This is a genomic window from Luteolibacter luteus (assembly GCF_012913485.1).
GTDB classification, from domain to species: domain Bacteria; phylum Verrucomicrobiota; class Verrucomicrobiia; order Verrucomicrobiales; family Akkermansiaceae; genus Haloferula; species Haloferula lutea.
On the sequence record NZ_CP051774.1, the window covers coordinates 65,535 to 90,367 of the forward strand.

Consider the following 24,833-nt stretch of genomic DNA (forward strand, 5'->3'; position numbering starts at 1 on the left):
CATGACCAAGGTCTCCATCTGCATCCCCTGCCACAATGCTGCGGCTTATGTCGCGGCAGCGCTGGATTCGGTGCTGGCACAGACTTGGCCCAGCATCGAGATCATCGTGGTCAATGACGGCTCGACCGATGACAGCGCGGCAATCCTCGACCGCTATCTGCCAAAGGGGGTCCGCGTGATTCATGAGCGCATGGGCAGCGCTGCGAAGGCGCGCAACCGGGCAGCCGCGGAGGCGACCGGAGATTTCATCAAGTTCTTCGATGCCGATGACCTCCTCTCACCGGCTCACATCGAACTGCAAATGAAGCGTCTCGCCGGACGATGCGATGCCATCGCCGTCTCGGAATGGGGCCGCTTTTACGATGACGATCCGTCGACCTTCCGCCCGAATCCCCAAAGCGTGTGGCGCGACATGGAAGGGACCGAGTGGCTGGTCGAGGCACTCCATGATGCACGTCCGATGATGCAGCCCGGGATGTTCCTGATTCCACGCGCGATCCTTGAAGCAAGCGGTGGCTGGGATGAGGAACTCTCCCTGATCGATGACTTCGAGTTCTTCAGCCGCACCTTGAGCCACGCCAAGGAATCCCTCTTCACTCCCGGTGCTGTCCTCTACTACCGCTCCGGCATCAGTGGCAGCCTGAGCGGCCGGAAGAGCCGCAAGGCCGTGGAGAGCGCTTACCACTCCCTGCTCCGCGGCACCGGACATCTGCTGTCCCGGCGCAGCGACAAGGCGGCACGTCTCTCCTGCGCGAATGTCCTGCAAGACTTCATCTACACCTACTATCCGGAGCACGCGGATCTGAGGGCCACCCTCCAGGACCGCATCGCGGAACTCGGTGGGAGCAATCTTTCACCCGACGGCCCGCCCCGCTTCCAACAGCTGAGAAAGCTTGTGGGCTGGCGTCTCGCGCGGAGAGTGCAACTGGTCCGCGACCGGCAGCGTGTGGCTCCCTAGTCATTTTCTTTTTTTCTCCTCTCCAATCTTACCCATGATCTCCATCGCCCATCTTATCCCCGCACCCTTCACCCAGCAGGTCGCACGCGCCCTGGATGAAGCCGGCTTGCTGGATACCTTCTATTGCACGCTGGTGGACCAGCCGGAGAAAAGCTGGCAGCGCGTGGCAAAGGCGGGCTCCCGGCTTGTCCGGTTCGATCTCGAGACCAACCTGAAGCGGCGTGCCGTCACGGAGATCGATCGCGGAAAGGTGGAAACCTATCCCTTCCGCGAGGCCTTCCGGATGTTCGCGACCAAGATCAACAAGGATCCGGTGGTGGGAGATCGCATCTTCCATTGGGCCCGCGATGGCTTCGACCACTGGGTCGCCGGACGCCTCAATGGATCAAAGGTACTCTATGGATACGAGTATGGCTCGCGCGCGATGTTTGAAGCCGCCAAGCGCCAGGGCATCCGCACCGCCTATGACCTGCCCTCGCCGGAGCACCAGTTCGTGGAGAACCTGCTGGCTCCCGAGTTCGAGCGTTTCCCGGAACTTGCCACGCCCTACCGCCAGCTGACGGTGGAGCGCCATGCCGAACGCACCGAGCGCCGCCGCCAGGAGTGGGAGCTCTCCGACCTGATCGTGGCGAACTCGAACTTCACCGCGGATTCCTGGAAGGCCGCCGGTTGGTCGGAGAAGACGGTGGCCGTGGTCCCCTATGGTGCGCCACCCGTCACCCATCCCTGTGAGGAGGCACCAGCCAAGGATGTGCTGCGCTTCCTGTGGGCCGGCACCTTCTCGATCCGCAAGGGTGCCCACTACCTCATCGACGCCATTCGCTCGATGCCGGCAGCCGAGGCAAAGGGCTTCACCCTGGATGTCTACGGGGCGGTGACTTTGCCCGAGGCCTTGCTGAAGAACCTGCCGCCGCAGATCCGTTTCATGGGGAGCGTGCCCCGCAGCGTGCTTTTCGAGAAGATGCGCGAGGGCGACCTGCTGGTTTTCCCGACGCTCTGCGATGGCTTCGGCCTGGTGGTGAACGAGGCCCTCGCCCAAGGCATGCCCGTGCTCACCACACCTCGTGCCGGTGCCGCCGATCTGATCCGCGAGGATGAGAACGGCTGGCTGATCCCCCCGGCGGATGCTGCGGCGCTCGCGGCCGGACTCACACGGGTCATCCAGGAACAGAAGCGGCTCCCCGGAATGCGGCTCAAGGCGCAGGCAACCGCACGCGACTGGCAGTGGTCCGACTACCGCAGGGAGATCGCCAAGGCGGTCGGTGCCCTGATCGGGAAATAAGCAGACTCGCTCGACGTGGAGAAGCTTTCCATCTGCCTCGTAAGTCCCGGTCATCTGGGATCGAACCCGCGACTCGTCAAGGAGGCGGATGCCCTTGTCGAGGCAGGGCATCGCGTCCACGTGATCTATGGCGAGACCTATGCGCCAGCGATCGCGCGCGATGCGGATGTGCTCGCCAAGGCGAAGTGGAGCTCGCAGAAAGTTTCGCTCTTCACGGATCGCGGCCGCGGCTTTCGCTGGCGTGCCGGGCAGAAGCTCGCCCTCTCGCTTTTCAAGAAGGGAGCCGCTGCCACGGAGGTCCTCTGCCGTGCCTCGCATCCACTTTTCCCCGGACTGCGCAGTGCCGCACTGCGCCACAAGGCGGACCTCTACGTGGGACATTGCCTCCCTGCCCTGCCGGTCGTGGTCGCTGCCGCGGCGCGCCACGGCAGCCGCTGTGCCTTCGATGCGGAGGACTTCCACTCCGGTGAAAGCGAAGCAAACGGCGAGGGAGCGGTGAGCAACCGGCTCGCGCGAAAGATCGAAACGAAGTTCCTGGCAAAGTGCGATCACCTCAGCGCGGCATCCCCGCTGATCGCAAAGGCCTACGAGGATAACTACGGTGTGAAGCCGGTGACGCTGCTGAATGTCTTCCCGCTCGAAGAGGCAGGCATCCCTGAAGCGGCTCCTGCACAGGCTTCCTTCTATTGGTTCTCGCAGACCGTCGGTGCGGGCCGCGGCTTGGAAGAAATCATCGCCATCTTGGGCAAGCTCGCGCGTCCCGTCCGGCTCGACCTGCGCGGCCATGTTTCCGCGGATTACCGTGCCACGCTGGAAACCCTCGCGGCCGGCAGCCAGGTCGAGGTCCGCTTGCTGCCGCCGGATGCCCCCGCGACCATGGCCGTCCACGCCACCGGCTACACCGCTGGCCTCGCCTTGGAAAAGCGCCAGCCGCTAAACCGGGACATCTGCCTCACCAACAAGGCATTCACATTTCTCCTCGCGGGCATCCCGGTGGTCCTGAGCAAGACGCTCGCCCAGGAAGCACTCGCCGCGGATCTCGGCGACGCCGCCGTGCTCATCGATCTAACAAAGCCGGCCGAGTCTGCCGCTGCTCTTGCGGCATGGCTCGATTCCTCCGCCCGGCAAACAGCAGGCCGGGAACATGCGATCCAACTCGGCCGCGAACGATTCAACTGGGACATCGAGAAACAAAAACTGTTAGAACTCATTGACCAAATCCCCTCAGTGAAATGAATCTATCCTCCTCCCTCAAACGACTCATTCCTCACGAAACCCGGCAGCAATGGAAGCGCCGGATATTTGCTGTCCAAGACGTGCCTGCACGCATGGAGAATCTGAAACGCGCGGGTTTCTCACCGCGAGGAATCATCGACGGCGGTGCCTTCCGCGGTGAATGGTCCAAATCTGCTTGGGACGTGTGGCCCGTACCGACGCTCCTGGTGGAACCCCAAGCCAGCGAGCAGCAGCTCCTTGAAGCTGTCGCCAAATCCGTCCCCGGCTCCGAACCCGTCGAATGCGCGCTCGGGGATCGGGATGGAGAAATCCGCTTCGTGAATGAAGCCACCAACTCGAGAATCGTGGACTCGGATGAAGGCGTGCCGGTCAGCCTCCGGCGCCTCGACTCGCTGCTTGCCGACCGCCCCGGCTTTCATCCCGATTTCGTCAAACTGGATCTCCAGGGAAACGAGCTGAGTGCCTTGGATGGCGCCGGCGAGACGATCCGGAAATTCGAAGTGCTGCTTTTGGAAGTGTCCGTCATCCGCATCGGTCCCGTACCGGTCTTTCATGAGGTGGATCTCTACATGTCCGAAAAGGGCTTCACACTTTACGACCTGGTGCCCCAGTATTACCGCCCGCGGGACGGAGCACTCTGGCAGGTAGACGTGTTCTATGTGCGGAATGATTCGAAGCTCCTCGAATCCACTTCTTGGGATTGATCATGCGTATCCTCCTTACTGCCGATGCCGAGCTGCCGGTGCCGCCGAAATTGTATGGCGGCATCGAGCGGGTCATCGCCTCGCTCGTCGAAGAATTCCGTGGCCGCGGCCATGAAGTCGGGCTCGTCGCCCATCGTGATTCCACGGTCGATGCCGATTTCTTCCAAGCCTGGCCCGGCCTGACCAGCACCACCCGCGGTGATTCCTTCCGGAACGCGCTGGCGCTCCATCAGGCCGTGGCGAAGTTCAAGCCGGACCTGCTTCACAGCTTCTCCCGCCTGCTATGGCTGATGCCGCTGGCGGCGGGCGCGCAGCGCTTCCCGATGGTGATGTCCTATCAGCGCGAGCCCACTGGCAGGACCGTCGAGCTTTCCCGCAGGCTGCATGGCAAGCGCCTCCACTTCAGCGCCTGCAGCGAGCAACTCGGCGAGAAAGGACGCCAGCGCGGCGGCGGTTCCTGGACTGCCATCCCGAATTTCATCGATCCCGAACGCTTGGATTTCGTAAGCGCCGTGCCTGCGGATGCACCGCTGGTTTTCCTCAGCCGCTTGGAACCGATCAAGGGCGCGCACAATGCCATCGCCATCGCGAAGGCCAGCGGTCGCCGTCTGCTCATCGCGGGGAACCGCGTGGAGAGCGGCAGCGCGGAAGGCTACTGGGACCGGGAGATCGCACCTCATCTCGGCAAGGATGGCATCGAGTATGTCGGGACCGTGGATGACGCGCAGAAGAACGAGCTGCTCGGCAAGGCTGCCGCAATGGTCGTGCCGATCGAGTGGGACGAACCCTTCGGCATCGTCTTCGCGGAATCGCTCGCCTGCGGCACCCCGGTCATTTCCACGCCGCGCGGCGCGGTGCCGGAAATCGTGAAGCATGGCGTGCATGGCTTCCACATCGGGAATGTCGAGGAAGGCGTCGCCGCCGTCCGGAGACTGGGCGAGATCGATCGCCTGAAGTGCCGCCAGCAAGTGGAGGCCCACTTCACCCAGGCGAAGGTGGCGGACCGCTACCTGGAACTTTACCGCCAGGCCATCCAGGCTTGATCCGTTTCCCGATGAGAATCCTCATCATCTCACCCCATTTCCCGCCATCGAATGCGGCGGACATGCACCGCGTGCGGATGCTGCTGCCTCATCTCGCGGGTCAGGGCATCTCCGCGGAGGTGCTCTGCGTCCAGGCGGAGCAGGTGGCGGCACCGAAGGACCCGTGGCTGGAAGAAGGACTGCCGGGTGATGTGCCCGTGCACCGCGTCCGCGCCCTGGGCCTAGAGTGGGGACGCATCCCCGGGCTCGGCACGCTGACCTTCCGCGCCATGGCCGCGATCCGCCGGAAGGGCCATGAACTGTTAGAAGGAGGACGTTTCGATCTGGTCTATTTTTCCACCACCCAGTTCGGCATCCACGTGCTGGGGCCGGAGTGGAAGAAGCGCCATGGCGTGGCCTTCACGATGGATTACCAGGACCCCTGGGTGAGCGATTACTATCGGAACAATCCCGGCGTGACCCCGCCCGGCGGCAAGCTGAAGTACGCCGTCACCCGTTGGTTGGCCGGCAGGCAGGAGCCTACGGTGCTCGATGCCTGCTCCGGCATCACCAGCGTCTCCCCGGCCTATCCAGAGCAGATCCTCACGCGCTATCCGGACAAGGCCCTGCCCTCGATCGTGCTGCCCTTCCCCGGTGACAATGCGGATCTTGAGCGGGTGCGGCATTCCGCCATCCGCCAGCAGGTCTTCGATCCTGCCGATGGCTTCCAGCACTGGGTCTACATCGGGCGCGGAGGAAAGGACATGGCGCTGGCCGTCTCCGGCATCTTCTCGGCACTCGCCACGCTGAAGGAGCGCCAGCCCGCGCTGCAGCGCCTCCGCCTGCACTTCATCGGCACCTCTTACGCGAGCCAGGGAAAGGGCATCAAAACCATCGAACCGCTCGCCTCCCAGTATGGACTGGAGGAGATGGTGAAGGAGCATACCGACCGCATCCCCTACTCCCAGACCCTGCGCTGCCTGTTGGATGCGGATGGCTTGATCGTGCCCGGCTCCGATGATCCTGGCTACACCGCTTCGAAGATCTACCCCTATCTCCTCGCCGGGAAGCCCCTGCTCACCGTCTTTCATGAGGAAAGCTCCGTGGTCAGCCTGATCCGCAAGGCGGGTGGCGGCACGGTCGTCCCTTTCCGCAGCGATGACAACGCGGACGCCATCGGCGCGCGTGTTCTAGCAGATGCCCTGAATCCGGACGGCACCCTGCGCCAAGTCCCGCTCGACCACGAGGCATTCTCCGCCCACACTGCCCGCCACCAGGCTGGCCAGCTGGCCGGTTTTCTTCACCGCTGTCTCACCCGCGAAGGACGGGACGCTGTCACCGCATGAGCACCCCATCCTCCATGCCTGCCGCCCCGGCACAGAAGCCCCACACCCAATCGGGCATCCTTGAAATCGACTACGGGATCTTGTCTTCGCGCTCGGCGAAGGCCTTCCAGGCGAGCGTGATTGCCCTGCTGGTGCTCGGTGTCGCCGCGGCCACGCGCCTGATCGTGACGAAGCCGGACTTCGTCCTGCCATTCCTGATCATCGCGGCTCCCGCGCTGGCCGCCCTCTACTTATGGACCAGCACCCGAAATCACGGGCTGCCGCTGCTGCCGATCTTCATTCTGCAACAGGCGCTCGTCTACGGGCTGCCCCTGATGATCGACCATCCCGGGCTCAAGTTCGTGAAGCTCGAGGTCATCCAGACATCCGCGCTGGGAGTCGGCCTCTTCATCCTCTGCTGTCTCGGCGGCTGGTTCCTCGGGAAATCCTCGGTCAGCGCGCGTCCCTCACGCTACGACCTGATCGTGAGTTCAGGGAAGCAGGCCTTGGACCGCTGCCTCGGAATCTCGCTCTCACTCCTGACCATCTGCCTTTGCTTCCACCTCAGCGTCCGCACGGGCTTCATCTACGAGATCCTGCCCGGCATCGAGCGTTTCTACTCGGTCATGCGGACCTTCGCGAATGCCTCCGGTGCGCTAGGCGCGCTGTTTGGCGGGCTCGCGATCGGGAGCAAGCCAAGCGTGGCCCGTGCCTGGATCTTCTGGATCTTGTTTGCCTCCATCTTCCTCCTTTCGGTGGCGGACGTCCTGCTTTCCGGTGCTGCGGGGCTGGTGCTTTCCACCGCGATCGGGCTGACCCTCGGGAAACAGAAGGCACCGCTCAAGTTCCTGCTGATGACCTTCGCCGTCGTGGGTTTCCTGAACCAAGGGAAGTTCACTCTCCGCGAGAAATATTGGAGCGACGATTCCAATACGACCCGGATGACCCTGACCGAACTGCCATCCCTTTACATGGAATGGGCGGACGCCAGTCTTGCGGCTTTCCTCGGTGACAAGGTCAGTTCCGGGCTGGCCAAGGATTCGGATAAGGAAGGCGACGGGCAATCCTTCCTGGAGCGCGTGAACAATCTCCAGAACATGACCTACGTGGTGGAGTGCTTCAAGGAGCGCGGGGCAAAGCCGATGATGGGCGAAACCTATGCGCTGATCCCCCCCCTCTTCGTCCCGCGTATCCTGTGGAAGGACAAGCCCCGCACGCACGAAGGACAGGTGCGCCTCAATCTCCACTTCGGCCGCCAATCCACGGTCGAGCAAACCGAGAAGACCTACGTCGCCTGGGGTCTTCTGCCCGAAGCTGTCGGAAACTTCGGACCTACCGGCGGGCCGGTGATCCTCGGCCTGGCCCTGGGCACTGCCATGGGTTGGCTGGAAACCGTTTCCCGGCGCAAGCGGGTCTTCTCCGTGGAAGGCATGGCACTGGCAGGCGCCCTCCTGCTCACGGCAACTTCCTATGAGCAGGTCGCCAGCGTGTTCCTCACCGCGCTGTTCCAATTCGTGATGGCCGCGGTGGTCGGCGGCAGCCTGCTCCGCATGTGGGCCGGCGAAGGCGGCGGCTCCCGCGCCAAAAAGGCAGGCTCTCAATCCTTCCGGAGGATCGCCCCTTGAACTCCGCATCCATTTCCCCGTCCCCTTCTTCCTCTCCCTCCGGTGTCGCCACACCGGCACGGGAAGGCGCGCCGCGTCCCCGCCTGGCGGTCGTCGTGTCCCATCCGATCCAGTACTACTCGCCGTGGTTCCGTCATCTGGCGGACCATTCCGGGATGGAGATCAAGGTTTTCTACCTCTGGGATTTCGGCGTGAAGGAGACACGGGACATCACCTTCGGCACCTCCTTCACCTGGGATATCCCGCTGCTCGACGGCTATAGCCACTGCTTCCTTCCGAACCGGAGCCAGAAGCCCGGCACCCATCACTTCCGGGGTCTGGACAATCCCGGCGCGGACAAGGAGATCGCCGCTTGGAAGCCGGATGCGGTCCTGCTCTTCGGCTACAATTACGCGACTCACCTCGGGTTGATCCTTTCGCAGCGCCTGCGGAACGTCCCCTTCCTGTTTCGCGGGGATTCGCATGAACTTTTCCCTGCGCGGGGCTGGAAGCCGGGCGTCTCCCGCTTCTTGCGCCGCATCGTCTTCCAGCGCTTCGGGACCTTCCTCGCCACCGGCCAGGCAAACCGGGACTATTTCCTCCGCAGCGGGGTGATCGACCGGCAGATCCACATCGTCCCCCACTGCGTGGACAACGACCGCTTCCAATCCGGAGCGGAGGATGCCCACCGCGCTGCCGCGGAGTGGAAAAAGGAACTCGGCATTCCCGATGGCGCACCGGTCGTCCTCTTCGCCGGCAAGTTCGAGGAGAAGAAGCGGCCGCTGGATCTGCTGAATGCCTTCCTCCGCCTGGAGCCGAGCGATTCCTCCGCGACTGCACCGGTCCTCCTCTTCGTGGGCAATGGCAATCTGGAGAGCTCCCTCCGTGCTGCCGCCGCGGAGCGGGAAGGAAAGACGATCTTCTTCGCGCCCTTCCAGAACCAGAGCCAGATGCCGCGCACCTATGCCGCGGGAGACCTGGTCGTGCTGCCCTCCTTCGGACGCGGCGAGACCTGGGGACTGGCACTCAATGAAGCGATGAACCTTGGCAAGCCCGTCATCGCCAGCAGCCATGTGGGCTCCGGGCCCGATCTGGTGATCGATGGGGAGACCGGCTGGCTCTTCCCCGCAGGTGACGTGGACGCGCTGGAGAAGCGTCTCAATCAAGCGCTCTCTAACAATACACAGCTGCGTGCCATGGGTGAAAAGGCCCGGCAACACATCGCGGGCTTCTCCTATGAATGCGCCACGCGCGCGCTCGCCGGTGCCATGCGCGGAATCCTTTGAACGCCTCTCCCGTCTCTTCCCGATTGAAAGCAGATCCCGCCCAGCCCGGCCCGGTGCCCGCCGTCATCGTTCCGGAACTCTTCCGCACTACCGGAGGCGTGCAGGTTTTCTCACGCAGGATGATTGCCGCGCTGGATTCCCTGATGGGAAGGCCGGTACCGGTGATCTCGCGGAATGATCGCCGGGAAGATTGCCCCGCCGCCTTTCTCGAAGGCAGGCAGTTCAGTGGAATGGGCGATGCCCCTGCCGCGGCACGCCGCCTCTTGATCGCGGGAGCCTGCTTTTCCTCGCGTGCTCCTTTCTTCATCTCCACGCACCCGCACTTCGCCCCGCTCCTGCGCCTCATCAGCCGCTGGAAGAAGAAACCCTTCCTCAGCGTCGCACACGGCATCGACGTCTGGAACATCGCCGGCTCCAAGGTGGCCTGGGGACTGGAAGCTGCGGAGTGTGTCCTGCCGGTGAGCCGCTACACCGAGGAAAGGCTGCGCGGCCAGATCGGTGCCGCGAGCCCATCGATGGAGTGGTTCCCCAACACCTTCGACAAAGACCGCTTTCATCCCGGCCCCTCCGCCATCAATTGGCGGGAACGCCTGGGAATCCCCGCGGATGCCGCCATCATGCTGAGCGTGTGCCGGCTTTCACGAAGCGAGTTCGCGAAGGGATACGACAAGGTGCTGGAAGAGATGCCGGCCTTGGCAGCCCGCTATCCGGGGCTGCACTGGGTGCTCGCCGGAAAGGGCGATGACCAGGAACGCATCGCGGCGAAGGCGAAGGAACTCGGCGTGCTGGAGCGCTGCCGCTTCACCGGCTTCGTCCCGGATGACGACCTGCCCGATCTCTATCGCAGTGCGGATCTGTTCGTGCTGCCGAGCCAGAAGGAAGGATTCGGCATCGTGTTCCTTGAAGCCGCCGCCTGCGGGCTCCCGGTCATCGCGGGCAATCGCGATGGCTCGGTCGATGCGCTGGCCAACGGCGAGCTGGGCACCCTGATCGATCCGGAATCACCCGAACAACTCGCCAGCGCGATCCGCTCCGCCATCGAGTCCCCGAAACCCGACGCCCGCCGCCTGCATGAGAAGTGCGTGGATTGGTTCGGTCCGGAGGCCTTCAAGCAGCGGCTGGGACAAATCCTGAGCCACTATCCCCGCTCGCTCGCCCAGCGATGAAAGTCATCCACACCGTATCCAGCCTGAAGATGGAAACCGGGGGCCCCGCGCGCTCGGTGCCCGGACTCGCCGGGGCACTGGCGCGTGCCGGAGCGGAGGTCTCTCTAACAGCCAACGAGCGGCCCGATTCCTTCCGCGCGCCGGAGGGCGTGGCCTTTCTCAGCGGCGGCACCGAGCTGCCATCCCTGCAAGCCGCCGCGGCCGAGATGATCCATGATCACGGGCTGTGGCTGCCTTCGAACTACAAGGTGGCCCAATTGGCCAGCGCCATGAAGACCCCCCGCGTGGTCAGCCCGCGGGGCATGCTGGAGCCATGGGCACTGGAGCACCGCAAGTGGAAGAAGCGCCTCGCGTGGTGGCTCTATCAGAAACGCTGCCTGAAGTCCGCGGCCGCGCTGCATGCCACCTCGGATGCAGAGGCCGAGCAATTCCGCCGCCTCGGCCTGAAGATGCCGGTCATCGTCCTGCCAAATGGCGTGGACCTGCCCGAGATCCCTGACGAAGTGGCGGAGGCAGCTCCCCATTCGTCACGCCGGACCGCGCTTTTCCTCAGCCGGATCCATCCGAAGAAGGGCCTGCCGCTCCTGCTCGATGCATGGGCGCGGGTGAAGCCGCAGGACTGGGATCTCCACATCGTGGGCCCTGATGAAGGCGGTCACCTCGCCGACCTGCAGAAGCAAGCGAAGCAACTCGGCCTGGGTAGCGACCTCGTGCGCTTTTCCGGTCCGCTGGATGGTGCCGAGAAAGCCGCCGCCTTCCGCGAAGCCAGCCTCTTCGTCCTGCCGACTTACTCGGAGAATTTCGGGATCGCCGCGGCCGAGGCACTTGCCCACGGGCTGCCGGTGATCACCACGCATGGCGCGCCCTGGCAGGTCCTCGAGACCGAGCGCTGCGGCTGGTGGGTGCCCGTGGAAGGAGACGCGATCGCCAAGGCCCTCCTAGATGCAAGCGCGCGCCCGGAGGCGGAACTCCGCGAAATGGGCCGCCGCGGCAAGGAGATGGTGGCCGCCCGCTACTCATGGGACGGGATTGCCCGCGAGATGCTGGCCTGCTATCAGTGGCTTCTCGGCCGCGGGAGCAAACCGCGGTGCGTCGTCTGACCCCCGCAGATCTCACATCACTTTTCCAAGAACCGTGTCGGAACCCCTACCCCAGGATCTCCCGCTCGATATCGGAGCAAACCGTGCCGCCCGCAAGTGGAGCCGCAAGGAACTGATCGGCCGTGTGCTGTGGTCGCTCTGCGGCCCGCTCTTCCACTGCAGCCCGCGGCTGTGCTGGGGCTGGCGCCGCGCCCTGCTCCGCGCCTTCGGGGCGAAAGTGGGCCAGCAAGTGCAGATCCACCCCTCGGTGAAGATCTTCATCCCGTGGAATCTCTCGATCGGTGACTGGAGCTCAGTGGGTTTCGACGCCCTGCTCTACAATCTCGGCCCGCTTCACATCGGCAGCCGCGTGACCATTTCCCAGCGCGCACACCTCTGCGGGGGCAGCCACGACTTCCGCGATCCCGTGATGCCGCTGCTGAAACTACCGGTTAATATCCACGACGAAGCATGGATCTGTGCCGATGCCTTTGTAGGCCCCGGTGTCAGCGTCGGTGCCCGTGCAGTCGTCGGTGCCCGTGCCGTCGCGGTCAAGGATGTCGGTCGCGATGAAATCGTGGCCGGAAATCCTGCCAAGAAAGTGGGCACCCGGCCGCAACAAGCATCATGAGCCCCCCACTCCCCCTTCCCCTGACGGTCTGCATCCCCGTGCGGAACGAGGCCAAGAACCTGCCATCCTGCCTGGCAGCGCTGGGTCGTGACTTCGAGGAAATCGTGGTGATCGATTCCGGCAGCACCGATGCCACGCGCCAGATCGCGGAGGCCGCGGGAGCGAGCGTGCTGGATTTCAAATGGGACGGGAAATTTCCGAAGAAGCGCAACTGGGCGCTGCGGAATCATGCCTTCACCACGCCCTGGGTGCTTTTCGTCGATGCCGACGAGCAGGTCACACCCGAGTTCATCGCAGAGCTGCGCCGGACCCTGCCGGACACGAAGCACGACGGCTTCTGGCTTTCCTTCGACAACTGGTTCATGGGCCGCCCGCTGCGCCATGGGGATACCTTCCGGAAGCTCGCCCTCTTCCGCATCGGCAGCGGCGAGTATGAACGCTTCCCGGAAGACCAGTGGAGCCATCTGGACATGGAGGTGCATGAGCACCCCGTGCTGGAAGGGTCCACCGCAGATATCAGCTCGCGGCTCCAGCACCATGACTACCGCGGGATGAAGCACTATCTGGCGAAGCATAACGAATACTCCAGCTGGGAGGCAAACCGCTATCACTGGCTGCTGAAGGCGGGCGACGACGAGTGGTCGAAACTGAACGGGCGGCAACGCTTCAAGTACCGCCACCTCGCGGCATGGTGGCTGGGGCCCTTCTACTTTTTGATGTGCTTCATCGCGAAGCGCGGCTTTCTGGACGGGCCTAACGGCTGGACCTTCGCGCGGCTGAAGATGCAGTACTTCAGCGATATCCGCCTGAAGATCGCCGAGATCGCCCGCGAGCATGCGAGCCAAGGCAGCGGAGCCCCCGCACCCGCCGCGAATGGCAGTGCCGCGCTGCAAGGCTAAGCCTGCGCCGCCCGTTTTTCCCCTCTCTCACCCACCCTTCCATCCCCCCGTGCCTGTCCCTCTTATCTTCGTAGCCGTCCTTTGGCTTCACTTCTTCTGGTCGCTGGTACCCGAGTGGCGCTTCGGCGAGTACTACGGTTATGGCTTCCTGGTGGCCCCGCTCTTCTTCGTGCTGGCATGGCGGCGGATCGCCTTGATCCTGGAAAGCAAACCCGACCAGGCATCCGATGCTCCGCCATGGTGGCTCTGGGCCCTGCTTGCTCTGGTCCTGCTGGTTCTGGTCCCGCTACGCGTGATCGAGACCGGGGATGCCGGCTGGCGCCCGCCCTTCATCCTTCACGGTTTGCTGGTCACCGTGATTTCCCATTTCCTGCTCGCCCGCCAAGCTGGCTGGAAGGCCTCCTTTTCCCTGCTGCCGGTGACCATCTTCGCATGGTCCGCCGTGCCCTACCTGTGGCAGGTCGAGCAAGGCTTGATCCGGACGCTCACGGGAAATGTGATCGGGCTCACCCGTGAAATCTTCCTGCTCGAAGGACACCCGGTGGAGCAATTGGGCGAACGCCTGACCTTGGGACAGGAAGTGGTGGAAGTGACCGATGGCTGCAGCGGCATCCGCTCCGCCCAGAGCTTGGTAATGACCGCGCTGTTCTTCGGCGAGCTGCTCTGGCTCGCCTGGCCGAAGCGCCTGCTCCTGATCGGCGGGGCCCTGATGGTCGCCCTCGTCGGCAATACCGCGCGGGCCTACTACCTGGCCTCCACCCAGTTTTTCAATGGCAAGGCCGCGGCGGATGCCGCCCATGACGGGGCCGGCCACTTCGCCTTCGCCCTTTCCGCCCTCGCCCTTTACGGGATCGCCTGGGCCATGCTGCCCCGCACCAAGGGACGCACCGTCGTCCGCCGCGTTGCCTGAGCCAAATACCCCCCTTTCCCCCCGACAAGCTCATGAAAGTGATCCTGCCCGTGGTCCTGATGACCGCGCTGATTCTCTCGATCGAAGCCGGCGTGCAGCACTGGCGGCATGCAAGTTCGCAGACATCCCACGCGCCACTTTTCAATTGGAAGGATGCGAAGCTCGTGACCGAGGCGCCGCCTCCCTTCGGAAGGGCACTCCAACTTTACCGGCCGGACCGCGGCATGGAGAGATTCGACGATCTGGAGAACGGTCGCAGGCTCCAGCTGATCTACATGGAGTGGGACAAGCTGGAAGTCGGCCCCTTGGCCGCTGTCGCCGGACATGAAAGCGATATCTGCAATAGCATCGCCGGCTTCCAGATTCTTGAGAAGGGAGTGCCGCGGACTTTCACGGCCGCCAATGGGCAGCAGCTGGTCTTTCACTACACCCGCCTCAAGGATCCGAAGGGCAACCTGGTCCACAACTACAAGATCCCTTGGATCCAAGGACTCGGCGCTTGGCATGTCGGAAGTTCCAGCGACCGCGGCGTCCGCCTTTCCCGTTCGTTCATCCGCCATTCAGGAGCTGCCCGCGTGATCCAGATGGGAGTCTTCGGCGAAAATGACGAAGCCAAGGCTTGGGATTTGGTTCAGAATACCCTGAACAAGGAAGTGGAATGGAGATAGACCGGGTCTTTCATCATCAGTTTTTCTCATCTTTCCTTCTCGCGTCTTCCGCTGTTCCATCTCAGGCTCAGCAATATTCTGCTTCACCCGGCCGCCCCCCCCGGTGATACGCCCTCAAGCTGCTTTGGCTGAGGTGCGCCCCGGGGTACCCAAGCCGCGCGGCCTCGAACCCACTCACCCACTCCTGCTCCGCAATGTCGAATACCCAAGGACAAAATACGGAAGGCCGTCGGCGCTTGGCCCGCCGCCTTAAGATCGGTCTTGCCATCGTCATTCCACTTGGCGCCCTGGCCCTCGCCTTCAAACCCGCCTACCGCGCCTTCCGCGAACATCGCGTGACCCAGCTGATCGAAATCGCGGAAGAGGCGATGAGAATCGAGGACTGGCAACTGGCACGGGAGAAATCCCGCGCCGCCCTGATGATGAAGCGGGGAGATTACCACGCCTTCACGATCCAGGCCCATGCCCTCGCCAAATCGGAAGACCCGGCCGCCTTCATGGCTGCCGTTTCATTGATCCGGCATCCCGAATCAACACGCGAGGACCGTATCGATTCCCTGGAAGTCCTGGCTAACCAGGGACCCGCCGCCCTGGCACTGGGAGCCTACGCCTATCTGGACAAGGACAACGACCCGAAGCTCCAGGATGTGGAGCTGAATGCGGCCATCAGCCCCCTGCTGCTTACCATGGGAAAGCAAGGCATTGCCTCCGTCAGGCAGGGAGTCATGGACCGCATGCCGGAGACTCCGTCGCCGCGGGTCCGTCTCGCGTTCATCCGGGCCGTCTCCTTGGACCCCAGGCCCGAAGACGTCCTCATCGCCCGAAAACACTTCGCGGCCCTCATCGAGGATGGGGCTCCGGAAGCGCTCGCCGCCTTGGAGCTGTTAGGAAACACGCCGGGAGGCTTGGCACCGGGTGAGCCTCTGCCCAATCTACCTGCTTGGGTCTCGCGGCAAACGGGTGCCAAGGTGATCCATCATCTGCTCGCGCTCCATCCGCAAATCGCGGAGAACCCCGCGGGACAGGAGGCCGTGTTTGCAAGTGCCATCGATCGCTTTGCGCCCCTCGATCCTGCCGCCACCGCAAACTGGCTCAGCCTCCATAACCGTCCCGAGGACGCTCTGAAAATCCTTGAGGAACCCGCGAAGGAACGTTCCGACGCCTACGTCGCCCGCATCCGCGCACTCCTGCGGCTGAAGCGAAACGAGGAACTGGATGAAGCGCTCAAGAATCCACCGGCAACCGCCGATATGGTAGAGGTCCGAATCGTGCGGGCCATCTTGGCAGGAAACCGGGGCGACAAGGCCACGGCTTCCAAGGAATGGACCGAAGCTCTGAACCAAGCCTCCTACGACAATCGGCGCAATCGCTTCATTCCGATCGCGAGAACAGCCGAGCTCTATGGAGAAAAGGCGGCCGCGGCCGATGCTTGGATCGGAGCCGTTCGCTTGGGCTTCGGCAAGATCCCTCTCTACGTCACACTCGGAGGACCGATGGTCTATCTCTACAATGAAGGCCGCGCGGATGATATTCTCTCCATATCCCAGAGCATGTTGCTCTTCGAGCCCTCGAACCCCGACCTGCTCAACAATGTCTCTTATCTCGGCCTGCTCTTGGGCACCACCAAGCCCACCGAAGCCATCGAACGCATTGAGAAGATAGTCGCCGAAAACCCGGGCAAGCTCGAATTGAATTCAACGCTTGCTCTCGCATACATCCTCAACGGCGATCCGAAGAATGCCCAGGAGCGCCTTTTCGCCCAAGGTGCGAGCGAGAAGATCAGCGCCACGACTCAAGCCCTGCTCAAGGCGGCCATCTTGAAGATGACGAACGAGCCGGACCAGGCGAAGCAAATCTATGACGGGGTCGATCGATCGAAACTCATGCCGGTGGAACAGGCCCTCTATGATCGCCTGATCTTGGACAAGAAAGCCGAGGAAAATACGGCCGACGTTTCCCTCGAACAACGGATGGTGAACAAGTCTACAATCGGTTCCGACGAGGCTCCCGCATGGAAGAAAGGTCTCGAACGTGCTGAACAGAAGCGGAATTCCGCTGGTGGATCCGAAGAAAACTATCCGGAATTGCGTGTCCCCGGAATCGAAGATCCGACACAACCCTTTGATAATAAGAAAAATCCGAACTAAATCACTCGGAGCCTTAAATTTTTTATAGACGGATATCTTTCAAAATCGGCGGCACCACTACAGATTCTGCCCCGACATTCCCTCCCGAATTTCCCCCCGTGCGATCCCCCCACCCCTCGGCAGTTCACCGCCATCGTACATTATCGTGGCGACAGCTTGTTGTGACTGGGAGTCAAACGTGGAAGACCTTTCTAAGGGCCTGAGCAACGTTCCCCTGACTAAAAAACCGGCTATTAGCCGGCCCCCTACCCAACCCCCAACAACAAAATGACAAAAGCGATACGCTCCATCCTACTCGGATCCGCGATGCTAGTGGCACCGCAGATCTCATCGGCTGACATCCTCGTCGGGATCTCCGACTGGACTACGGTCAATGACCCCTCGGACCCAACCAAAGTCACCAATTCCGCCAGCAACATCGTCGGCTCCAATGTCGAGGTGAACTTGTATGCCAGCGGCTTGTCCCCGGGCGGATCCAATGACCAGACATGGGGCGACACCAGCCTCACCCCGACGCCTCCGCAGTTTAACGGAACGGCAGTGGGCGACTTCTCCCTGAAGATCGGCGCAACCAGCGCTGTGACCCTCGGACAACTCGTGTTCGACGCCATTTCCTACCAGCCCGGCGCCTCCTTGACGATCAGCTACCTGATCACTCCTGGCGGTGGCAATGACAGCACTGGTACCGGCATCGACCCCATCTCCAACCCGGGCCCGAACCCGTTGGCGCTGATCCACGCCCCGAACAATCCCAATGTGGGTACCGACTCGACCGGCGCTTACACCGGCTACACGGTGCCTCTGGGCAACCTGCTGATCCCGGCTGGCAGCACCATCGAGTTCTTCTTCGCCTACACGGGTGGCCTCATCACCTACACCGACAACTTGGCGGTCACCGCCGTGCCAGAACCGGGCAGCCTGCTCGGCCTCGGCTGCGTCGTGGGTGCCGGTGCCTTCCTCCGCTCGCGCCGTCGCAAGTGAGTTGAAGGTTCCCCTTCGATAAACTCAAAATAGAAAACGGGCTGATCCTAACGGATCAGCCCGTTTTTGTTTCCGGGGAAAATGATCTGTCGACTTAGAAGCCGCCGGAGAATTCCTCGCTGACATTCACCTTCAGCTGCAGGAAGCGGCTCTTCTTCTCGGCCACGCTAAAGCTATCGGTGACCTTCACCCGCTCCCAGATGGGGTCGATCGAAAGCACGTGCTCGGTGGCGGCGGGATTGGTCACCCAGCGGCCCGGCGTGTCGGAGAACTGCACCTGATAGCTGACGCCCGGAGAGTTCACAGCCTTTCGCCTCAGATAGGTGAGGGAGAAGCGCCCGCTCGATTCCTTCCTTGCTGCCGGCAGGCCAGACAGTTCTGCCAAGGTGGTGCCATCGGGATTCGCGAGAGGCACAGCGCCGCTGCGAGTGAGATCCCCGCTATTCGGGGCGATGTTCAGGGCATACTTCACTAGGTTCGAGACCTGATCGCTACCGCTGTCGAGATCGAGCGCGCCGTCTCCAGGCAGTTCGTGGAAAGCACGCCAGGCATCAAGCGAGTTCACGCTGAGATTCGGGGCCGAAGCAGTTCCCCACCAAGTGGCCCAGGCACCGGTGGTGTCCGCCAGCGGCACGGAGTATTGCTGGAGAGACCAGAAGCGGTCGCCATCGGAAGGATCCAGGCAGGACACTGTATTCGGTCCCCACGGATTCACCTGCGCATGCTTCAGGAAATAGGCTTCACCGCTCTTGATGACGACCTCCGGCATCGGCGCGTAGCCACCGCCGTTGGACGGCACGAACATCTTTCCATAGGCCCCCGCATAGGAGGTGGCGGAGAAAGCATTGTAGCCGATAAAGATCTCCTCGTCTCCATTCACCGCGAGGGATGGGAAGGCATGGGAGCGCGCGCCGGTTTCATCATCAATCAAGCCGCGTTGCTGGACCTCGGCAGAGCTGGCGGCGACCCGCCACCACTGGACCGAGCTGCGGTTCGGATTCGCCGCCGGCAGGAATACCGTCTGGGCCACCCACAAGGAACCATCCCGGAAGACCGCAGTCTGCACCCGGTCATCGTAGGTCGCGATCAGGTCGGTGCCGCCAAGCTGCGGGGCATTGCCGTAGAAGGAATCCGTGTCGTTATCATTCGCCGCCCACGCCGGAGCCTTGGGATAGCCGACCTCGACGAGGGATTCCGCTCCCACCGCGCCTTGGATGGCCGTCACGCGGAGGTAACCCGAGCCTTTGACATTCGAGTTCCAGGACTGGACCAGATAGAGGCGCTCTTCATTCGCGTCGAAGGTCTGGACCGGAGTGATGCTGGTGGATGCGTCATCCTCGAAGATCCGGGGAACGATCGCCTGCCCGGCAAGAGCCGCGGCCTTCGGGAAGACCAGGGTGCGATGAACGCTGGTGCGGTAGTTCGTATCGAGGACGAAGGCACCCACGGCGATCCACTTTTTGTTGTATCCCAAGGTGAGGGATTGGATGGAAGGCGTGAAGGTGCTGCTGCCGATGGCTGCCATGTCGAAGCGCCAGGAGCGCCAGGCACCCGTAGGATCGCTTCCCTGGGAGACGGCGACCAGCAAGGCGAAGGTCCGCGCATCCCAAGCACTGTCCGGCACAACGCGTGCCGCGGCGATCGCGATCCAGCGCTGGCTGGAGGAATCATAAATCACGTGGGGCTGGCTCACGTCAGCCGCGGCGAAGGCCGGGTTCAAGGCCTGCCACCAGACATCAAGCTTCTGGCGCAGGACGGAGGCACCGTCCTTCGTCTGCACGTGCACCTCGGTCTCCTGCATCGAGAAGACATGGGCCGGACCCACGGCACCTGCGGCGCCGGATACGGGACTACCAAGCAAGGCTGTCTCCGAGACGGCCTGGAAGCCGAAGGAGGATGGAACACCGGCCAGCGCATTGGAGGCGTGGGCCGAGAGGCCGCTCGCTACCAGCAGCAGCGAGGTCAGGAAACGGCGGAAAAGAGAAGAGTTCATGGATGTGCGAAGGTTCGTCATTCGGTTTTCCTCTTCCTTAGTTGGGCGCGTGCACGCCGTTCTTTCCCCCATCGGAGTAATCGACCACCTTGGTGACACCGTGGGTTGATCCTTGGGTGCTACCGCCTTGATCCACGCCGGACATGTCGACCGAGAGGAACTGCTCCACCACCACGCCATCGGCCCGGTTCTTCGCCAGTTTCATCTTCGAGCCATAGGCATCCGTCCAAATCTTCGTCTGACCACTGCGGTTGATCAGGTTCAGGCGGTCCAGCTCCAGGAAGCGTGTCGCCCCGCGGTAGGGTGAGCGTGGATCGTTCCAAGGAACGGGTTGCACTCCCGGGAGGGCGCGCACGGCTGCCCCGCTGAGCAGCTTCGAAGTCTCCGGCCAAGGGCCTTGGCCCACCCGGTTGTAGAGCGGGCTCGTGGGATCGTAGCAGAGCTCGACCGTCCGGCCCAGATGGTTGGCGGTCGTGGCGCTGTAGTAGCGCGCCGGATCCACCACGCTGAAGTAAATGTGATGGGAGATTCTTACCGGATAGGTCTTGTCGGTGGGATCATAGATCCACTGCTCAGGCCCACCATTCCACGTCTCCAAGTGACCCCAACCTGCGTGTGCCTCCTTCATGCTCCGGAGCGATGGGATGATTCGCAAGACGCTGCCACGCGGCTGATCCGCCGGGGAGGGATCCGGTGAAGCCAGGGAGACCACTTCCTTTTCCCCGGCCGCGGCATCATGAAACTTGTTGGCCCCTCCGAAGGAGTGAATCGTGCGCCACTTGAACTCCAGCGGACCGGAGTCGTGCTTCGCGTGGATCACCAGTTCGTGGGATGGATTGGTCATCGCATCCGCGCCATGCGAGCCTTGGTGAAGCTTGATCAGCATGTCCACCGTGCCTCCCTTGCTCAGCGGCGTGTTGTTCGACACGGTCACCTTGTGCCCCACGTGGTCCTCATTCCGGCTGCACATGCCGGGAGTGTCGCAGCCGCAGGTGGCCAGCATCTCATTCACGTAGCCGAAGGCGATGGCACCGGCCGAAGGATAAAGGTCCGATGTCGATTGATCATCGCCGTGCTCATGGCCGAAGGTGACCTTCAGGCCCGTCTCCGGATTCGTCACGGCCGGCGGGTGCCACGTGTCGTAGGCCTTTCCGTCCGGACCATAGGTCCAGTAAGACTCATGCAGCCACATCGGCGCGGTGTCGTAGGGAGCGACCGGTCGCCACAGCCGATACGCCTTTGAAAAAGGCACCGATGGCGGTGGCAGGAGTGCCCGGCCTTTTGGCGCGGGTGGTGGTGGCGCCTCGGCACCGGACAATCGCACCCCTCCGAGGGTGGCAACTGCTAGGGCAAGGGTCAGGCGGGTTGGGACAATGAAGGCTGGCATGGCTGGGACTAGCTATCCCCCCGGCAGCCTGATCGGATCTCAGGCTACTTGGAGAATCGGGTGAAACCGCCGGGCAGGGCATTCCGAAGTCCTTGTCTTGTTCACTCCGCGCAGGTGTTTCACGGAAAGAGGGCAGACTTGGTTGTCGCGGTCCGATCGATCTTTTTGGCGGCGACTGATCGATCGCATCGCAGCTTGGACAGAACACATCTCTGCAAATTTTTAGAAATCCTACAATCGGTAAAATCACCGACACGTAATTTCAAGAAAACCGAAATAGCATCGCAAATCCGGCCACCAAGCTCCCCTTTTCTTTTCAAATCAAGCGATTGGAGATTCGGCCCGGGCCCGTTCTGGAGGGGGATTCTTTTTTTCGAAATCGCTGCGATTTCTTGAAAGATCCTGCTCCAACCTCAAAATTCCGCTAAGTTTGGAACTTATTGAACAAATTGAGCGCAGAATTGTCGGGACTTTTCCCGACAGTAGATAGGGAACTTAGAGATATCGATAAATACCCTATTAATACCCCATATCTCCAAGAAGATACCGCACAGCGTCTATGAGGGAAGGCGGGACATCCCGGAAAACTCGGGAGCGCGGGCCGGAAGAGAGGCCTCCAAGTTGGGGGCGCGGATCATTCCGGGGAATCCCCTGACGCCGCCCCGCCACCGGAACGGCTCCTCAACATTCAGGGGCGAGCTGGTGCAACCACTCTGAAACGGGACCGCTTACCCAGGCACCGACCGGCATCAGAGATGCCGCGCACCCTAACGGGTAAAAAAGGGCAAAAGAGCATGCCCTAACAAACAAACCTAACAGCTCCTCAGGCATTCGCCTGAGGATGGAACAAGTGTGAAAGCAAACACCTGAAAAGCGGGAGAATCCCGCTGCCTCAGCAACTCAGCAACGAGTCACCGGCTTCGGTGGCTTCGGATCGCAATCCCACGGGGGCTTTGGCGGATCGTCGCAGCGATCGTCGTGATCGCCATGATGGTCGCGATCCTTGTCTTTGTCTTTGTCCTTATCCTTGTCCTTGTCGCGATCTTTGTCTTTGTCCTTGTCTTTGTCCTTGTCTTTGTCCTTATCGTTCTTGTCACGATCATCCTTGTCGTTCTTGTCATTCTTATCGTGATCCCGATCATCACGATCGTTACCGCGATTTCCACTGCTGCTGCTGTGACTATTGCTATTGCTGCTGCTAGTGGAAGTTCCGAACCAAGAGAACAAGTTCAACCACGATGAACTCGTCGCCATGGCTGAAGAAGAAAGGCCAATGAGGAGTGCTAGACTTAGCAGGGGGGATGCTTTCATCGCGATTTTTATAGTTCGAAGATGTGCCCGAGGTCAAGCCGAAGGACCGCAATGTCACGGGTTCTTTTTCTCATTCTCCGGTGAAGCGGGCAGAGGCGGTGCGAAATCGGGGCGCTGCTGCATGAAGTTCTTCACTGCATCTGACGAGCCACGACGGCTCCACATCTCCAACAGGACGCCGCGTTCTTCCGGAGTCAGCTTGTCGGCCGGGAGTTGCGGGAAGAAATAATCGACCGCAGCCGGAGGCGAATAGCGCAGCCACTGCTCCAAGCGTCCGAAGTCGTGGCTGGAGAACTCGAACGCAATCGGTGCCAGATCCGGATTTGCCGCGGCGTCCGCGAAGAGGTTCTCGTAGATATTCTTCACCGCGTGCTGCGTCCCGGGAACGCGCCGCTCCTCTGCCGCGGAGTGTTGCAGCGCGAGTTCCCACAGCGCCTTCACATGATCGGGATCGCGCGTGGCCCACATGCCGGCCTGCTTCAGCAGCATGCGGCTTTGCTGCGGCGCGAGCAGGCGCTGGATCGCAAAGGCTTGGCGCGCGGTTTCCTCCCCGCCATTGAAATAGAGCGCGATCACCCCGCTCACGAATTGCAGCGAGGGATCCAGCGGCTCGATCATCGCGGCACCCTCGATACAAGTGCGCGCAAGCCGCAAGGGATCCTCGTCCTTCGCCGGCCGGTAGGCGATGCCGGTCTCGCGGGCCGCCTCATGCGCGGCGCGATCCTTCTCGCGGAGCTCTTCCGCCCGCTGGCGCTCGCTGCTCGCGATCACGGAAGGCAGCACGGGCCGCCCGCTCATCTGTGCGCCGAGGAGAAGAAGACCAAGCAGCCCGAGCGGTAATCCCGCGACTTTCCAGCCGATCCTTCCAAGCCGTGAAGGCGGTGCGGTGCCACGCGTGGTCCCCTGCTCCAAGGGCCGCAGCGAGATCGCCAGCAACAGCGCCGCCACCAGTACCAGTCCACTGCGGTGGCCGGGGATATCGATGAAGCCATGGAGGCCTAACAGCATGGCCGCGACCAGGCAGGCGACGCGTAGCGCACGGCTACGCCCCTGCCGGGCAGCGCGGAAGGCCATGAAGAAAACCAGTGCGACGCCGGCAGCCAGGCACAGTGCGGCGGGCCAGCCGTGCTCCGCAGCCACCATCAGCCAATCGCTTTCGGGGTGCAGGCAAGGCGTCTCGCCGGAGACCGGGGTGAGCTTCCGGTACTGCGGGAAAATCCACGCGAACTGCCCGGGCCCGACCCCGCACCACGGTTCCGCGCTGATCATTCCCAGCGCGTCCTGCTGGATGCCAAGGCGTGCATCCTTTGCTACGACATTCGTCGTACCATCCTTCGAAAGCACCGCCATGAGCCGGTGCTTCACGGGCGTGTCCATCACCATCAATCCCCCGCCCAGGCCGAGGATGAGCAGAAGGATCGCCTTTCCCGTATTACCACGCAGATAGCGCATCCCGGCCAAGGGCAGCCAGAACAGGAAGCCCGCCGCCACCAGCAGCACGCCTGCACGGCTTTCGGAGACACTCAGGATGGCATAGAGGAAAAGCGCCAGCGCGAGGGCGGAGATCGCGATCCCTACCTTGTTCTTGTGCCCCATCGCCTGCATCAGGCACCCCCATGCCACCAGCACCGCCATCGACAGCAAGGTCGCCGTGTGGTTGCGGTTCGGGAAAAAGCCGAAGACCGTTTCATCTCCCCCGCCCGGCTTGTGGAGCGCCAGCGCCGCCGCGGCCCAGAGCGCACAAAAGACCACGAAAGCCAGGGCGATCCCCCGCTGCACGCGGCTATCTCCCCGATGGCCTAACAGGAAAAGCCCGAGCAGCGCGGCCACGGCGATCCCGCACAGCGCTTCCGCGGCCAACGGCACCTGCACGATCGCCAGCGGCCCGGTATTCAGGCCGAGCGATTCCAGATCCTGCCGCCAAGCCGGCATCCCGGCCCAGCCGCGCGGCATGAACCCGGCAAGCGATAGCCCCAGGAAGCCGAGGCCGAAGAGCCACCAGACCAGTGGCAAGCGGGCGACCGGGGGAAAGAGCACGAAGAGCACGCCGGCCCCCGTACACAGGATTCCTAAAAGGAGTTGGGCGGGCATCTCCGGGAAGGCGAGCGCCAGCATCGCCATGGCAAGCGCCGCAGCGAATGATAAGGTCGAACGTTGCCCGGGAGACCAGCGGACGGATGGGGTGGGAAGTCGCATCTGGGGGAGACCGGTGGAAGATGATAGCCATTCCCGGGAAGATGAAGC

Annotated in this window: 20 protein-coding genes; 16 read left to right on the top strand and 4 right to left on the bottom strand. The window is 62.6% G+C overall.

Features of this window, described 5'->3' with window-relative positions:
- Position 1: 1 nt before the first annotated feature.
- The 16 genes from HHL09_RS00280 (at position 2) to HHL09_RS00355 (ending at position 17,898) form a co-directional block, all read left to right on the top strand.
- Positions 2 to 958: a glycosyltransferase family 2 protein gene (locus HHL09_RS00280; protein ID WP_169452506.1), complete on the top strand. Its 957-nt coding sequence runs from the start codon at positions 2 to 4 to the stop codon at positions 956 to 958.
- Between the two features lie 34 nt (positions 959 to 992).
- Positions 993 to 2,240: a glycosyltransferase family 4 protein gene (locus HHL09_RS00285; protein WP_169452507.1), complete on the top strand. Its 1,248-nt coding sequence runs from the start codon at positions 993 to 995 to the stop codon at positions 2,238 to 2,240.
- Positions 2,241 to 2,255: 15 nt separating this feature from the next.
- Positions 2,256 to 3,476 carry a glycosyltransferase gene (locus HHL09_RS00290; protein ID WP_169452508.1) on the top strand — a complete coding sequence of 407 codons (1,221 nt, stop codon included), beginning with the start codon at positions 2,256 to 2,258 and terminating at the stop codon, positions 3,474 to 3,476.
- Complete coding sequence (locus tag HHL09_RS00295; RefSeq protein ID WP_169452509.1) at positions 3,473 to 4,180, top strand: FkbM family methyltransferase; 708 nt, start codon at positions 3,473 to 3,475, stop codon at positions 4,178 to 4,180. Before HHL09_RS00290 ends, HHL09_RS00295 begins: the two co-directional genes overlap by 4 nt.
- A gap of 2 nt (positions 4,181 to 4,182) precedes the next feature.
- Entirely contained in the window at positions 4,183 to 5,223 is a 1,041-nt protein-coding gene (locus HHL09_RS00300; RefSeq protein ID WP_169452510.1) for a glycosyltransferase, read from the top strand.
- 11 nt (positions 5,224 to 5,234) lie between these two features.
- On the top strand, positions 5,235 to 6,548 hold the full coding sequence (locus tag HHL09_RS00305) for a glycosyltransferase (RefSeq protein ID WP_169452511.1): 1,314 nt from the start codon (positions 5,235 to 5,237) through the stop codon (positions 6,546 to 6,548).
- Complete coding sequence (locus tag HHL09_RS00310; protein WP_169452512.1) at positions 6,545 to 8,152, top strand: hypothetical protein; 1,608 nt, start codon at positions 6,545 to 6,547, stop codon at positions 8,150 to 8,152. Before HHL09_RS00305 ends, HHL09_RS00310 begins: the two co-directional genes overlap by 4 nt.
- Entirely contained in the window at positions 8,149 to 9,417 is a 1,269-nt protein-coding gene (locus tag HHL09_RS00315) for a glycosyltransferase family 4 protein (RefSeq protein WP_205760947.1), read from the top strand. Before HHL09_RS00310 ends, HHL09_RS00315 begins: the two co-directional genes overlap by 4 nt.
- Positions 9,418 to 9,440: 23 nt before the next feature.
- Positions 9,441 to 10,583 (top strand): glycosyltransferase, encoded by a 1,143-nt coding sequence (locus HHL09_RS00320; RefSeq protein WP_169452513.1) that lies wholly within the window; start codon positions 9,441 to 9,443, stop codon positions 10,581 to 10,583.
- A complete protein-coding gene (locus HHL09_RS00325) occupies positions 10,580 to 11,683 on the top strand; it encodes a glycosyltransferase (protein WP_169452514.1) in 1,104 nt (367 codons plus the stop codon). Before HHL09_RS00320 ends, HHL09_RS00325 begins: the two co-directional genes overlap by 4 nt.
- A gap of 34 nt (positions 11,684 to 11,717) precedes the next feature.
- Positions 11,718 to 12,293 carry an LbetaH domain-containing protein gene (locus HHL09_RS00330; RefSeq protein ID WP_169452440.1) on the top strand — a complete coding sequence of 192 codons (576 nt, stop codon included), beginning with the start codon at positions 11,718 to 11,720 and terminating at the stop codon, positions 12,291 to 12,293.
- Positions 12,290 to 13,192: a glycosyltransferase family 2 protein gene (locus HHL09_RS00335; RefSeq protein ID WP_169452515.1), complete on the top strand. Its 903-nt coding sequence runs from the start codon at positions 12,290 to 12,292 to the stop codon at positions 13,190 to 13,192. Before HHL09_RS00330 ends, HHL09_RS00335 begins: the two co-directional genes overlap by 4 nt.
- A 49-nt stretch (positions 13,193 to 13,241) precedes the next feature.
- On the top strand, positions 13,242 to 14,102 hold the full coding sequence (locus HHL09_RS00340; protein WP_169452516.1) for an archaeosortase/exosortase family protein: 861 nt from the start codon (positions 13,242 to 13,244) through the stop codon (positions 14,100 to 14,102).
- Positions 14,103 to 14,134: 32 nt separating this feature from the next.
- Entirely contained in the window at positions 14,135 to 14,770 is a 636-nt protein-coding gene (locus HHL09_RS00345) for a hypothetical protein (RefSeq protein WP_169452517.1), read from the top strand.
- Positions 14,771 to 14,964: 194 nt separating this feature from the next.
- A complete protein-coding gene (locus tag HHL09_RS00350) occupies positions 14,965 to 16,917 on the top strand; it encodes a tetratricopeptide repeat protein (protein ID WP_169452518.1) in 1,953 nt (650 codons plus the stop codon).
- A 267-nt stretch (positions 16,918 to 17,184) separates the two neighbouring features.
- Positions 17,185 to 17,898 (top strand): PEP-CTERM sorting domain-containing protein, encoded by a 714-nt coding sequence (locus tag HHL09_RS00355; protein ID WP_169452519.1) that lies wholly within the window; start codon positions 17,185 to 17,187, stop codon positions 17,896 to 17,898.
- A gap of 94 nt (positions 17,899 to 17,992) precedes the next feature.
- On the opposite strand, the gene HHL09_RS00360 is transcribed toward HHL09_RS00355, so the two are convergent.
- From HHL09_RS00360 to HHL09_RS00375, 4 genes are all read right to left on the bottom strand, one after another.
- The gene (locus HHL09_RS00360; RefSeq protein WP_169452520.1) at positions 17,993 to 19,891 is read right to left on the bottom strand and encodes a hypothetical protein; all 1,899 of its coding nucleotides are present in this window, start codon (positions 19,889 to 19,891) and stop codon (positions 17,993 to 17,995) included.
- Between the two features lie 37 nt (positions 19,892 to 19,928).
- A complete protein-coding gene (locus tag HHL09_RS00365; protein WP_169452521.1) occupies positions 19,929 to 21,278 on the bottom strand; it encodes a hypothetical protein in 1,350 nt (449 codons plus the stop codon).
- A gap of 900 nt (positions 21,279 to 22,178) precedes the next feature.
- Positions 22,179 to 22,532, bottom strand: a complete 354-nt coding sequence (locus HHL09_RS26345) for a hypothetical protein (RefSeq protein WP_205760948.1) — start codon at positions 22,530 to 22,532, stop codon at positions 22,179 to 22,181.
- Between the two features lie 111 nt (positions 22,533 to 22,643).
- Positions 22,644 to 24,785, bottom strand: coding sequence for an O-antigen ligase family protein (locus tag HHL09_RS00375; RefSeq protein WP_169452522.1), 2,142 nt, complete (start codon positions 24,783 to 24,785; stop codon positions 22,644 to 22,646).
- Positions 24,786 to 24,833: the final 48 nt, after the last annotated feature.